The following is a 14,068-nucleotide window of genomic DNA, read 5'->3' on the forward strand; positions in this document are numbered from 1 at the left end:
GGGTGCAAAAACAACTATAAGTGATGAAAAAAATACTCATCCTTCTTTTACTCCTTTTTGTTGAAAAGACCTATGCACAGGATTTTCATTTTGCACATGTTACCGACACACATGTTGGGAGCGAAACCGGTGCGGAAGATTTAAGAAAAACTGTTGCAGATATCAATAAAAATAAAGACTTAAAATTTGTAATTGTTTCGGGTGATATTACCGAATTCGGAGCGGATCATGAACTTAAGCTCGCCAAACAGATACTGGACAGCATAGATATTCCTTATTACGTTGTTCCCGGCAATCACGATGCGAACTGGTCAGAAAGTGGCGGCAATAGCTTCAGGCAGGTTTTCGGTTCAGAAACCTTTTATTTCACCCATGGAGGTTATCGATTTGCCGGCACCAATTCGGGACCAAATATGCGCATGGGACCGGGGCAGATACCTAGAGAAAACTTAGTCTGGCTAGATTCCGTATTAAAACTGAATGAAGATTTACCACTGATCTACGTCAATCATTATCCGCAGGATTCTTCCCTCAATAACTGGTACGAGGCGATAGACCGTATCAAAAAACATAATGTACAGCTTTTTCTTTGTGGGCACGGCCATGTCAATAAAGCTTATGATTTCGAAGGTATTCCAGGTGTAATGGGACGTTCGAACCTACGGGCAAAAAGAAGCACCGGCGGTTATAATATAGTACGCATATCATCCGGCAAAGCTATTTACCAAGAACGAAATCCAGACAGTCTTACTCAATCACCCTGGTTAACTATCCTCTTGAAAAACCACCACTTTCAAAGGGACATTGATGTATATCCTCGACCTTCCTATGCTGTGAATGAGAAATTTAAACAGATTCAGGAAGTATGGGTTTTCCAAGACCGGAGCGATATAGGCTCAGGGCTTGCCTTGGCTAAAAAAAAGCTGATTACCGGGAATACGTCTGGCGAAATATATGCCTTAGACGTAAACAGTGGAAAGAAGCTCTGGTCTTTTCAAACGCAGGGAAAAATATACGCCACACCGGCCATTTGGAAAGACATGGTAATTGCTGCCTCATCCGACAGTTATATTTACAGTATCGACTTACGAAACGGGGTGCAAAAATGGAAAATCAAAACGGGTAAAGCCGTGCTAGGATCTCCCGTGGTCCACAAAGGCATTGCTTATATCGGTGGGTCGGACGGCACTTTCAGAGCCATCAATATCCGCTCGGGTAAAATAAAGTGGTCATTTGAAGGATTAAAAGGCTATATATCTGCTAAACCGCTGATTTATCAAAACAAAATTTATTTCGGCACTTGGGGAAACGAGTTTTATGCCCTGGACCTAAACACAGGGGAAGCGATCTGGCATTGGAGCAATGGAGCCTCAAACAGAATGCTGTCGCCAGCTGCCTGCTATCCCGTAGGAGCCAATAACCGCATCTTTATTGTCGCTCCCGATCGTTATATGACAGCGCTCGACGCAACTAAGGGAACAGTAATCTGGAGAAAAAAAATGGATAATTACCGTGTCCGTGAAAGCATTGGACTTTCGGCAGATCGTTCAATGGTATATGCCAAGACAATGGACGGGCAGCTCATCGGTGTATCGACAAAGGCTCATGATATGCGAATCGTTTGGCAATCGTCCCTTCAATTACCTTACGAGTTGGCCCCTACAGCTATTGAGGAGTCGAATAATATCGTCTGGGCTCCAAGCAACTCCGGATTGTTAACGGCCATTAAACGCCAAGATGGAAAACTTATTTGGCAGCATAAAATTTCCAATTGTTTGATAAATCCTTTGTTGCCGTTAGACAAAAAACATATCGTAGTCAGTACAATGGACGGAAAAATTGTAAAATTAAGCGTTAGAAGATGAAAAAGCTTATCTTTTATTGCGCCATCTTTGGCTTTTGCTTTGCTTGCGCATCAAAAAACATACGGCAAAATCAGCATACCGTGATTCGCATCAATCAATTGGGATATAGTCCAGAAAGTATAAAAGTAGCCGTTTGGGGCTCTTTAAATCAAGAAAGTATTGATTCTTTTAGTTTGATAGACGCCCGCAGTAAACGAAGCGTATTCACATCCGATGTAGGCAGAGACTATGGCGCATACGGTCCATTTAAGCAGAGCTATCGGCTAAACTTCTCTAACTTTGCGGATACGGGAAGCTTTTACATTGTAGCAGGTTCAGGAAAGTCACCGGTCTTTCGGGTAGCGCCCGATGTATATAAAGGAACGGCTGATTTTGTGCTTCGCTATATGCGTCAGCAGCGGACGCTATTCAATCCATTTCTAAAAGACAGTTGCCACACACATGACGGCTTTACCTTATATGCCGCCAAAGCGGGTCTACCTGATAGCACGAAGATTGATGTTGGAGGGGGCTGGCACGACGCGTCAGACTACCTACAATACTCCACTACGTCAGCTAATGCGATCTATCACTTGTTAGCTGCATATCGGGATTTTCCGGGTGTTTTTATCGATGAAAAACGAGCGAACGGGCTCAGCGGTCCCAATGGCATTGCAGATGTATTGGATGAAGCAAAATGGGGATTAGATTGGTTGCTCAAAATGCATCCCGAACCACATCTCATGTTCAACCAAATTGCAGATGATCGCGACCATGCCGGTATGCGGATGCCGGCTGAAGATCCTTTTTACGGCCGTGGCTATGAGCGACCCGTTTATTTCATTGATGGACAAGCCCAACAAAGAGGAAAATTTCTAAACAATACAACCGGCACCAGCTCGACGGCTGCTAAATTTACGAGTGCTTTCAATCTCGGCAGTTTATTATTTACACATGTAGATGAAAGCTACGCTTATAAATTAAGAAATAAAGCCGAAAGCGCATATGATTTCGCAAAAATAAAGCCGGGAGTAACACAGACCGTTTCTGTAAAATCACCCTATATTTATGCCGAAGACAATTGGGTAGATGATATGGAATTAGCTGCGGCAAGTAATTTACAAGTAACAGGTGATATTAAATTTAAGAACGAAGCGCTACAATACGCGAGGCAAGAGAAAATAACGCCATGGCTTGAAACCGACACAGCCTCACATTACCAATGGTATCCATTTATCAATCTAGGCCATTATGAACTGGCAAAACAATTGAATGGAAAAGATCGGGAAGAGCTAATTTCCTACTATCGGCAAGGTATCGAGAAAGTTTGGACGAGAGCAAAACAAAACGCTTTTTTTCGAGGAGTCCCTTTTATATGGTGCAGTAATAACTTAACGGTTTCTTTTGCTATCCAATGTTTATGGTATCGAAACTTGACAGATGACGAATCTTATACAGAACTTGAACAGTCAAATATCGACTGGCTATTCGGATGCAATCCCTGGGGAACAAGTATGGTATATGGTTTACCCCGCAATGGCGATAGTCCAACAGATCCACACTCGGCATTTACTCACTTAAAAAATTTCCCTATCGATGGCGGACTGGTAGATGGCCCGGTATATAGCAACATATTCAATAACCTAATCGGTATTGAATTGGTAGACCCGGATGAATACGAAGCGTTCCAATCCGACTTAGCAGTCTACCACGACGATTATGGTGATTATAGTACAAATGAGCCCACCATGGACGGAAGTGCGTCACTCATTTATTTATTGGCAGCCAAAGAACATGAGTTACAGGGAGGAACTCCGGGAAAAAAGTAGTTTTGGATCGCTATGGCGCTATAGTCAGAGGTGATTGTAGTCGCAAAGAGATAGCTTTAATATTCTCGGCCGACGAATTCTCAGAAGGGGCAACAACTATCCTTCGCCAATTGCAACAGCAGAACATTAAAGCTTCTTTTTTTTTAACGGGCAGATTTTTGGACAATCCAATAAACGAGCCATTGATTTTGAAAATGCTGGAAGATCAACATTATATCGGTGCCCATTCAGACCAACATTTGCTTTATTGCGACTGGACAAACAGAGACAGCTTATTAATTGATCGGCGCACTTTCGATCAAGATCTTTCTAAGGTTTATTACAAATTAAAAAGATTTGGCATTGATAAAACCAAAGCCCCCCTATTCTTACCCCCATACGAATGGTACAATAAAGAAATAAGTGAATGGACTAGTAATCATGGATTACAATTAATTAACTTTACGCCCGGAACGCTGACAACAGCTGACTATACAACGCCCGATATGGGTAAAAGATATCGCTCGTCAGAAGTCATATATGAGTCCGTTCTTTCTTTTATGAAACAAGACATACATGAACTGAAGGGATTTATTATGTTAATTCATTTAGGCGTAGGACCACATAGGAAGGACAAATTTTACAATAGATTACCTAGCTTAATAAACACATTATTAGATAACGGATATCGTTTCGAAAGAATAGATGAACTGTTGAAATAGCCGTATGCATGTTTTTTAGTTTTATACACATAAAAACGCATAAAAATGCATATATTAGCTGTGTGGATTTTTGACTGTAATAGTTAATAATAACGATGGAGAATACAACTGAAAAAGAATCTTACTACAACGACCTGGAAAAGATGTCGGTTAACGAGTTATTAACCAATATTAATCAAGAGGATCAAACCGTACCGGAAGCGGTAAGAAAATCGATCCCTCAGATCGAAGCACTCGTAAAAATTACGGTTGAAAGAATGGAAGAAGGTGGCCGTCTTTTTTACATCGGTGCAGGCACCAGTGGACGTTTAGGTATATTAGACGCATCTGAATGCCCGCCTACTTTCGGTGTTCCTTTTGATTGGATTGTAGGATTAATAGCCGGCGGTGATACCGCTATCAGAAAGGCGGTAGAATTTGCAGAAGATGACAAACGACAGGCATGGAAAGACTTGAGCGAACATGGCATTAATAATAAAGATGTAGTGCTTGGCATCGCAGCATCCGGTTCGACACCTTACGTAATTGGAGGGTTAGAGGCTGCAAATGAAGCTGGAGTTACGACCGGTTGCTTAGTCTGCAACGCAAATACACCAATGGCAGAAATTGCCAAATTTCCGATTGAAGTAATAACAGGCCCTGAATTTGTTACGGGCTCAACGCGCATGAAAGCCGGAACGGCACAGAAGCTCGTGCTAAACATGTTAAGTACTTCGGTGATGATTAAGCTGGGCAGAGTAAAGGGAAACAAAATGGTGGATATGCAGCTAACCAACACCAAACTATTCAATAGAGGCACTCGCATTATAATGGAAGAAACAGGCGTTAACCAGGAAAAAGCGAATGAATTACTGGAGAAATACGGTAGTGTAAGGAAAGCTATAGAATACATGCTTCACCTATAAAACCAGTTCAAGCGATTCAAAATCACATAATATAAATTGCAAAAACGTCTATTGAATTATGTCGCCTATTACCTTACTTAGTTTTCTTCTGATTTATTTTGGGGTTTTAATCTTAATTGCTTATTTAACTTCCAGAAAGTCATCAGACAATGCCACCTTTTTTATCGCCAACAAGAGCTCTAAATGGTATGTAGTAGCTTTCGGAATGATAGGTACAGCTTTGTCAGGTGTTACATTCATATCCGTCCCGGGAGCTGTTGGAAACGGTAGTTTCGGTTATTTCCAATTTGTATTGGGCAATGCGGTCGGCTTTATCATGATAGCGTTCGTGCTTTTGCCACTTTATTATAAGATGCACCTCGTTTCGATTTATTCATACTTGGAACACCGACTTGGATTTTATAGCTATAAAACGGGTGCCATGATTTTTTTGATTTCGAGAACGATCAGTTCGGCTTTTAGGCTTTATCTCGTAGCAATCGTATTACAACGCTTTATTTTTGACGCTTGGCATGTTCCTTTCGCCCTTACCATAATCATATGCCTACTGCTCATCTGGCTGTACACCCATAAGGGGGGGCTAAAAACCATTATCATCACAGATTTATTGCAAACCTTCTTTTTACTGCTTTCCGTAGTTTTATCGATTTATTTTATTGCCGACAGTTTAAATCTGAATTTTTTCGAAACGATCGAAACAGTAAAGGATAGCAGTTATTCAAAGATTTTCTTTTGGGAAGACTTTATGGAAAGTAAAGCGAATTTTTGGAAGCAATTTTTGGGCGGTGTTTTTGTTACCATCGCTATGACCGGTCTAGATCAGGATTTAATGCAGAAGAACTTAAGTATGAAAACCATAGGCGAAGCGCAAAAGAATATGCTCACCTTCACAACAATTTTCATATTTATTAACCTGTTTTTTTTGTCTGTTGGTGCATTACTATACATCTATGCAGCCAAAAACAACATTGATATCGCCCAATTGAGGACACCGGACCATCTATATCCGGAAATAGCCCTTAATCACCTCGCTATTGTACCTGGTATTATCTTTATGCTCGGACTAACAGCAGCTACCTTTGCTACAACCGACTCGGCCCTTACAGCACTCACTACGTCCTTTTGTGTCGATTTTTTAAACTTTAATAAAAAAGAAGATCCCAACGACCATAAACTGGTTAAAACAAGGAACATCGTTCACTTTGTGTTTTCTTTTCTCATGCTCGTGGTGATTCTCTTCTTTCGACTAATCAACAATGACTCCGTTGTAAACGCAATTTTCATTGCAGCAGGATATACCTATGGGCCCTTGCTAGGACTTTTTGCTTTTGGCATGCTATCTAAACGATCGGTACAAGATAAATTAGTTCCTTATATCTGCCTCATCTCCCCGGTATTTTCCTACCTCATTGAGTCTTGGCTAAAAAAATCACTTGGTTATACCGTTGGATTTGAGCTGATTTTACTAAATGGATGCCTAACCGCACTGATGCTGTTAATTACCAGCAAAAAAAGAAAGACATAAGGCTGAGGGTGTGAGACTAATACGCTATACCTTCACATAAATTCCTTTCTTGTCCATCACGTAACAAACAGCCCATAGTAAGGAAAGAAAACAAATAGCATACACAAAAGATCCAATCTCCGGAGGCCCGGGAAATTTCGCGCAAATTTCTGTATAAAACCACCGTAATGGTGAGGTATAAATGGGATTACCTGTTTCGTCAAACCCATTTTCAATTCGCATTAACGACAGTGTTTTAGGTATTAGCGCACTCATTACAAAAATGAACAATGGATTTTTGCCAAACACATCAAAGAATTTCGTAACGAAATTTTTATGCCCTTTAATTTCTACAAACCAGATTAATACGCCCAAAGCTGTAATCGCCAATCCGCTACTATAAAGAACATAGGAACTCGTCCATATTTTTTTATTAATAGGGAAAGCCAATCCCCATGTCATTCCTCCAAGTGTTAACAAGGCAGCCGTAACCATCAAGGTGCTGACTGTACGATAGATAGGCATTGGTTCTTCAATGGCTTTCGTGCCGGTTTGTATATATTGTCCCACTAAAAATCCGATAACAACCTGGATAACCGCCGTAAACGTGCTGGCAATACCTTCGGGCTCAAACGGAACGCCCTCCCCTTTGTACATATGAGCAATCTGCAATATAGACACATCGATTTTTGTACCAAACCAGCCCTGCAAACTATAAGGGTCGGAATCGCCCAAAAGTATACATATCAACCAATAAGAAAGCAGTATAAAAATACTTATGAGAACGACTGTTTTAGTTTTAAAGAAATACACTAAGATAGATGCGAAGCAATAGCAAAGTGCTATTCGCTGCAATACACCTAGTATTCGTATACCACTATCGGATTTTATCGGGTTTATCCAATATTTAAACAAAAGAGTGTCGTTACTCCACTGTACAAAAGGATACCAATTAAGTAAAAGACCTATTAGAAAAATAAGAATGGTTCGCTTTAATACCTTTTTCCAAAACACCTTGCCTGCCTGCGTTCGTAACCTTGGGATCACAAAAGACATCGCATTACCTACTGCGAATAAAAAAAAAGGAAATACCAGGTCTGTTGGTGTACAACCATGCCAAGGTGCGTGTTTTAAGGGCGAAAAAGCGTAGCTCCAACTTCCGGGGTTATTAACAAGAATCATGAGGGCGACCGTTGCTCCTCTAAAAACATCCAGCGAATAGTAGCGTTGGTTCATTTAATTTGAGTTTGTTCAGGCTATACAATATGGAGACAATTACATGCGAAATAAAAATACAGATAAGTAATCGAATATGCAATATTATTATAAAAACAAGCATAAAAACGCAGGCAAAAACAACACTACTTGCTATTTACGATCGAGCAGATGCATATAATAATTTTTCGCCTTCGACGGCATGAGCGCTATGATTTATGTAACGACTTAGTTAATTAAAAGCTATTTTGTCACAGCTGATTCATAATATCTAAGCAGCGCTCTTAACCTTCGTGACAAAGACTGCCAGACGTTTGATTTGGCTCGTTTTTTGCTATAGAAATACTGCAAAAAAAACTGGATAAAACCCTAAAAATCAGACAACTTTTTTGCTTTTCATTCGTTAATAAGAAAAATAATTTTTGTACTTTTGCACACTTTATTAAAGAAAGGGGCATATAAATAATTAATGAGACAGCTCAAAATAACCCAGTCGATTACTAACCGTGAATCGCAATCGTTAGATAAGTATTTGCATGAAATTGGTAAAGTTGACCTAATTACAGCAGAAGAAGAAGTAATACTTGCCCAAAAAATCAGGGAGGGCGATCAAGCTGCTTTAGAGCGTTTAACTAAGACCAATTTACGTTTCGTGGTTTCGGTAGCTAAACAATACCAAAATCAGGGACTAACACTTGGAGATCTTATCAACGAAGGAAACTTAGGATTGATTAAGGCAGCTAAACGCTTTGATGAAACCAAAGGTTTTAAATTTATTTCTTACGCTGTTTGGTGGATCCGTCAGTCTATCTTACAAGCAATTGCAGAGCAATCACGTATCGTTCGTTTACCGTTAAATCAGGTAGGTTCATTAAGTAAAATCAGCAAGGCCTTTTCGCGCCTCGAACAAGAATATGAACGCGAGCCTTCACCTGAAGAGTTAGCGGATATTTTAGAAACTACGGTGGACAAAATCTCTGATACCTTAAGCAATTCCGGTCGCCATGTGTCCATGGACGCACCTTTTGTTCAGGGAGAAGAAAACACTTTATTGGATGTATTGGAGAATCATGATCCAAATACAGACAGCAATTTGATAGACGAATCACTTTCTGAGGAAATCAAACGCTCATTAGCAACCTTAACGGAACGTGAGCGCGAAATCATCGTGTTATTCTTTGGCTTAGGATCCAATCATCCACTTTCTCTTGAGGAAATTGGTGAGACCTTTAACCTTACAAGAGAACGCGTAAGACAAATAAAAGATAAAGCCTTACAACGTTTACGCCATACCTCACGGAGTAAAATATTGAAGTCTTATCTAGGATAAGTACTTCAATTTAATTCGTAAAAAATATGAAAAGCAGCCGTTTTGGCTGCTTTTTTTGTTTACAATTGAAAGATGTTCAAAGATCATACCTCCGGTCTTACGTAAAATTAATTCCGCCTACCCGACAATATTTACAAAATTGACAAAAACAATGAATGTAAATCATAATAATTTATAGATTTGTCAAAAATAAACCTTATTAAATTTCAAAATGACAAATCAAAACCAAACGGAATTTCAAAATTGGATTGAAAAAGAAAAAGCAGCTTTACAGCTAATCACTACTGTAGGACAACTTTCGTTTGAACGTTCTATTGAACTCATGCTTTTTAGAAGGCCATTATTCGACATTGGAAGCAGTGAAGCGCTTGCGATTCATCAATACGCGCGCGACATAACAGAAAAAGACATTTCCGTTTATGAGACATTAGAGCTCGCAAAGGCCATTAAAACGAGCAATTTGGCTCCTAGTCGAATCGATTTGGGTATATTGACGCTTAAGTGGATCGAACAACATCAACGATACACTTCCATACACGATTTCATTACCAAGGAACTGGCAAAGCACATAGGTTCAAATAAAGCAAAACTAACACCAAAAGACGTGATTTTATTTGGCTTCGGACGGATAGGTCGGGTGTTAGCCAGAGAGATCATATCACAAACCGGGAAGGGCGAACAACTACGTCTTCGCGCAATCGTTGTACGCGGCCTTCAAGATGGCGATTTGCAGAAAAGGGCTGATTTGTTTAAATACGACTCCATTTATAAAGATTTTAAAGGAACTGTCAGTATTAATCGCGAAAAAAAAGCCCTAATCATCAACGGCCAATTTATTCAACTGATTACCGGCACCGAACCGGAAACCATTGATTACACGCAATATGGAATCGATAATGCATTATTAATCGATAATACAGGCGCTTTTCGGGACCGGAAAGGGCTTGAAAAACATCTCCGTGCCAAAGGGGTTTCCAAAGTGCTCTTGACAGCGCCGGGGAAAGACGACATACCGAATATCGTTGCCGGCATCAATGAGCACCAAATTGACTTTAAAAAAGAAAGCGTTTTTTCATGCGCTTCCTGCACCACAAATGCTGTTGCGCCGGTCCTGCTCATGATAAACAAGCATTTCATGATCAAAAAGGCACATATTGAAACGATTCATGCCTACACAAACGATCAAAACCTCTTGGACAATTTCCATAAGAAAGAACGACGCGGACGAGCTGCAGCTAGCAACCTGGTAATTACAGAAACAGGATCTGCGAAAGCGATTTCCAAAGTAATTCCAACGCTGAACGGAAAGCTGACCGGCAATGCGGTTCGCGTACCTGTACCAAGCGGCTCTTTGGCCATCTTACATTTACAGTTATCAAAAAGTGTGGTAAAAGAAACGATTGAAAGCATCTTAAAAACGGAAGCTTTATTTGGTCCTTTATCGGAGCAAGTTGATTATTCCATATCGAGAGAGCAGGTAAGTAGTGATGTCATAGGAAATAACCACACCTGTGTTATTGATGGTCCGGCTACTATCGTTTCGGACGATGGCAAAACGTTGGTCATCTATGTTTGGTACGACAACGAATATGGATATTGCAGACAAGTTATCCGATTAGCAAAAAAAATTGCAGAGGTAGTTCGTTTAACTTATTATTAATTTCAACATAAAAAAGGCGCCATTTTACCGGCGCCCTTCCTAGTATTTAAATAAGACTGTCAAGCTAATCAATTAAACTCACGCTTCTTTTAACAAAATTTGTCAATTCAGGCCCTGTCAACAAACCATTAGATAATAGTGCTAAATCAAAAGCTTGTTTTGCCAAATTCTCCTTCTCTTCGTCGTTTGAAGACGTTAAAATGCGCTTGATTAGCGGATGATTACCGTTAACCGAAACCTTATAGTTGTCAGGTAAATTGCCATAGAAGCTCATACCGCCGCCATTCTGTGCCATATCCTTCATTCTTCGCATAAATTCATCCATCGTAACCGTTACAGGCATCTCATCGGCGCTTAGGGCAGTAACCTCAACCTGCATGTTATCTTTCTTAATTGCTTTTTCAAAAAGACTTTTGACCGTTGTGCTTTCTTCTTCACTTAAGGCGAGTTCTTTTGTTTCATCCTTCTGGATTAGTTTATCCAATACATCTGAGTCGACGCGTTTTAACTGTGTTTTTTCTGTTTTTTGCTCCAAATAACTTACAAAGTGTCCATCGATCGGAGAATCCAATAGTAATACGTCATAGCCTTTCGTTTTAGCTCCTGAAATAAAACTATCTTGTTTAGCGGCATCATTTGCATACAAGTAAATTACCTGATCATTTTTATCCTTTTGAATATCCTTTACCTTTTCGGCATATTCCTTTAAGGTATAGAATTCCTTGTCTACATTTTGAACCAATGCAAAATCATTAGCCTTCTCCGCAAATTTATCTTCGCTAACCATACCATATTTTACGAAAAGGCCAATATCTTTCCATTTTTCCTCAAAGCCCTTGCGGTCAGTCTTAAATAATTCGCTCAGTTTATCAGCAACCTTCTTGGTGATGTAATTACTGATACGCTTTACATTACTATCAGCCTGTAAGAAACTTCGCGAAACATTCAGTGGGATATCAGGCGAATCAATAACACCGTGCAAAAGCATTAAAAATTCAGGAACGATATCTTTCACCTCATCCGTGATAAAGACTTGACGCGAAAATAATTTGATTTTATTTCGCTGTAAGTCGAAATCGTTCTTAATCTTTGGAAAATACAAGATTCCGGTAAGATTAAAAGGATAGTCTACATTAAGATGAATCCAAAATAAAGGCTCTTCGGAGAATGGATATAGTTCGCGATAGAAATTTAGGTAATCTTCATCCTTTAACTCAGAAGGGGCTTTAGTCCACGCCGGATTTGTGTTATTGATAATATTATCAACTTCAACAGATTTATATTTCGGTTTGCCCTCTTCGTCCTCACCGTCCGGTTCCGACGTTGTTTTTGTTCCGAATTTGATGGCAACCGGTAAAAATCTACAATACTTATTTAAAATGCCGTCTAGCTTCGCCTTGTTTAAAAACTCTTCAGATTCCTTATTAATATATAAGATTACGTCAGTGCCGCGGGTCGTTCTTTCGCCCTCGCTAATTTCATAAGAAGTACTACCATCACAGACCCATTTAGCAGCCTGTGCGCCATCCTGATATGAAAGGGTCTGAATTTCTACTTTATCAGCCACCATAAAGGCTGAATAAAAGCCAAGACCAAAGCGACCTATAATTTCATTAGCATCCTTAGCCTCCTTGAACTTTTCCATGAATTCGGTAGCACCTGAGAAGGCGATCTGATTAATATATTTCTTCACCTCTTCGGCTGTCATACCGATTCCCTTATCAGAAATCGTAATCGTTTTCGCCGTTTCGTCAAATGAAATTTCGATCGTCGTATCGCCTACTTCGCCGGCATATTGGCCCAAAGAAGCCAATCTTTTCAATTTTTGTGTAGCATCAACAGCATTTGACACCAGCTCCCGCAAAAATATTTCATTATCGGAGTATAAAAACTTCTTAATCACCGGAAATATATTCTCGGTATGAATTGAGATGTTTCCTTTTTCTTGCATAATATATCTGAATTAATAATTTCTGAATGGTGAACGAAAAGTCATCAACAAGCAATGTTCCAAAAAGCATACACGGTCAGTATGACAGTCTATACTGACAAAAAAGCCAGATTCGTACGCTGAATCTGGCTTTTCAATTATTTGAAAATATAATACTTGCTGCTACTGCGGAATATTCACAACGGTAGGCTGATCAATCCGATTTAAATGTTTATTAAAATTCTCAGCTAATGTGCTTATGGTTTGATAAGCATATTCACGTTGTTTGTTCCAGCTTCCCTGATTAATGTCTGTCATATCTTTCTCTAACGGAATTGGCTTCACTTTGGCAGGAACCACTTTGCCATAACGATCTTTGATATAGGGTTGGTAAGATAAATCGGTAAACCAATACCGATAGCCATCCCCTGTTTTCTCAAAAACCAGCTTATAATTTACCGCTCCTGCCACATAGTTTCCAATTGTAGCATGTCTCTTTAAAGCCGTTTTGCCTTCCACCGTTACACGTTCCTGACCCTCTGCGTTCAACTTTACTGCTTTCTTGTCAAAAAATTCACTAACATACGATTGAAAATCCTGCTTATCGTCAAGTTTTATTGCTTTCTCTTGATGATAAACGACGTACTTTCCATTTTGATCGGTTATGAATCCCCCGGTATTTTCTTGTCCTTTCACATCGGCAAAAAGCCCTGCAAATAAGAGCATAACAAAATTTACCATCTCAATTTAATTTAGCGTTATCAAATGTTTCTGTATCTTACATAGGGCAGCTCCCACCCTGCCACTACTTATCAAATATAGCAATTTTTACACCAAAAACCTATTTAAAACATTAAAATCCAATTAGAATCAAAATTATGTTCTGTTTGTTGAATTTTTCACTTCAAGTAATTTATAAGAAAACACCTCATTTGTTTTGAATTTCCGTTCAAAACAAATGCGTATTTCATAATGATTACTCACGAAACGAGCCGCAAGCGCACAAATCGAAGAAAACTCAAAATAAAGCGAAATTTCTCTTGATAACATAAGCTGTTTTTTTCCAAAAAAATATCGATATTTATACGCAATCCTAAATAAAAAACAAATCAAGCAATCTTGACTTAAAAAAACACAAAAGACACTCACT

The 14,068-nt window shown here is 39.4% G+C and carries 10 protein-coding genes; 7 read left to right on the forward strand and 3 right to left on the reverse strand.

The window, feature by feature from the left end; translation table 11 throughout:
• The first annotated feature begins 23 nt into the window (after nt 1-23).
• From M1D52_RS14710 to M1D52_RS14730, 5 genes are all read left to right on the forward strand, one after another.
• Nucleotides 24-1,865, forward strand: a complete 1,842-nt coding sequence (locus tag M1D52_RS14710) for an outer membrane protein assembly factor BamB family protein (RefSeq protein WP_437392880.1) — start codon at nt 24-26, stop codon at nt 1,863-1,865.
• Complete coding sequence (locus tag M1D52_RS14715; RefSeq protein WP_437392881.1) at nt 1,862-3,673, forward strand: glycoside hydrolase family 9 protein; 1,812 nt, start codon at nt 1,862-1,864, stop codon at nt 3,671-3,673. The genes M1D52_RS14710 and M1D52_RS14715 overlap by 4 nt, the downstream gene beginning before the upstream one ends.
• 2 nt (nt 3,674-3,675) lie before the next feature.
• Complete coding sequence (locus M1D52_RS14720; protein ID WP_242627369.1) at nt 3,676-4,374, forward strand: polysaccharide deacetylase family protein; 699 nt, start codon at nt 3,676-3,678, stop codon at nt 4,372-4,374.
• A 95-nt stretch (nt 4,375-4,469) separates the two neighbouring features.
• Nucleotides 4,470-5,279 (forward strand): N-acetylmuramic acid 6-phosphate etherase, encoded by an 810-nt coding sequence (gene murQ, locus M1D52_RS14725; RefSeq protein WP_013666521.1) that lies wholly within the window; start codon nt 4,470-4,472, stop codon nt 5,277-5,279.
• Between the two features lie 58 nt (nt 5,280-5,337).
• Complete coding sequence (locus tag M1D52_RS14730; protein ID WP_437392882.1) at nt 5,338-6,804, forward strand: sodium:solute symporter; 1,467 nt, start codon at nt 5,338-5,340, stop codon at nt 6,802-6,804.
• A 24-nt stretch (nt 6,805-6,828) separates the two neighbouring features.
• Here the strand turns inward: M1D52_RS14730 and M1D52_RS14735 are convergent, their stop codons facing one another.
• The gene (locus M1D52_RS14735) at nt 6,829-8,019 is read right to left on the reverse strand and encodes an acyltransferase family protein (protein ID WP_437360393.1); all 1,191 of its coding nucleotides are present in this window, start codon (nt 8,017-8,019) and stop codon (nt 6,829-6,831) included.
• Between the two features lie 448 nt (nt 8,020-8,467).
• Between M1D52_RS14735 and M1D52_RS14740 the strand changes: the two genes are divergently transcribed.
• Nucleotides 8,468-9,328 carry a sigma-70 family RNA polymerase sigma factor gene (locus M1D52_RS14740; protein ID WP_013666518.1) on the forward strand — a complete coding sequence of 287 codons (861 nt, stop codon included), beginning with the start codon at nt 8,468-8,470 and terminating at the stop codon, nt 9,326-9,328.
• 211 nt (nt 9,329-9,539) lie between these two features.
• On the forward strand, nt 9,540-10,988 hold the full coding sequence (locus tag M1D52_RS14745; RefSeq protein ID WP_437360391.1) for a glyceraldehyde-3-phosphate dehydrogenase: 1,449 nt from the start codon (nt 9,540-9,542) through the stop codon (nt 10,986-10,988).
• A gap of 64 nt (nt 10,989-11,052) precedes the next feature.
• On the opposite strand, the gene htpG is transcribed toward M1D52_RS14745, so the two are convergent.
• Both htpG and M1D52_RS14755 read right to left on the reverse strand, forming a co-directional pair.
• Complete coding sequence (htpG, locus tag M1D52_RS14750) at nt 11,053-12,939, reverse strand: molecular chaperone HtpG (RefSeq protein ID WP_013666516.1); 1,887 nt, start codon at nt 12,937-12,939, stop codon at nt 11,053-11,055.
• A 162-nt stretch (nt 12,940-13,101) separates the two neighbouring features.
• Nucleotides 13,102-13,659, reverse strand: coding sequence for a hypothetical protein (locus M1D52_RS14755; protein WP_013666515.1), 558 nt, complete (start codon nt 13,657-13,659; stop codon nt 13,102-13,104).
• Nucleotides 13,660-14,068: the final 409 nt, after the last annotated feature.

The sequence above is a fragment of the Olivibacter sp. SA151 genome (assembly GCF_054130995.1).

Bases quoted from the DNA above. Each gene is read 5' to 3' on its own strand.
- htpG (WP_013666516.1), bottom strand. From the start codon at position 12,939: ATGCAAGAAAAAGGAAACATCTCAATTCATACCGAGAATATATTTCCG.
- M1D52_RS14735 (WP_437360393.1), bottom strand. From the start codon at position 8,019: ATGAACCAACGCTACTATTCGCTGGATGTTTTTAGAGGAGCAACGGTC.
- M1D52_RS14710 (WP_437392880.1), top strand. From the start codon at position 24: ATGAAAAAAATACTCATCCTTCTTTTACTCCTTTTTGTTGAAAAGACC.
- murQ (WP_013666521.1), top strand. From the start codon at position 4,470: ATGGAGAATACAACTGAAAAAGAATCTTACTACAACGACCTGGAAAAG.
- M1D52_RS14755 (WP_013666515.1), bottom strand. From the start codon at position 13,659: ATGGTAAATTTTGTTATGCTCTTATTTGCAGGGCTTTTTGCCGATGTG.
- M1D52_RS14740 (WP_013666518.1), top strand. From the start codon at position 8,468: ATGAGACAGCTCAAAATAACCCAGTCGATTACTAACCGTGAATCGCAA.
- M1D52_RS14730 (WP_437392882.1), top strand. From the start codon at position 5,338: ATGTCGCCTATTACCTTACTTAGTTTTCTTCTGATTTATTTTGGGGTT.
- M1D52_RS14715 (WP_437392881.1), top strand. From the start codon at position 1,862: ATGAAAAAGCTTATCTTTTATTGCGCCATCTTTGGCTTTTGCTTTGCT.
- M1D52_RS14745 (WP_437360391.1), top strand. From the start codon at position 9,540: ATGACAAATCAAAACCAAACGGAATTTCAAAATTGGATTGAAAAAGAA.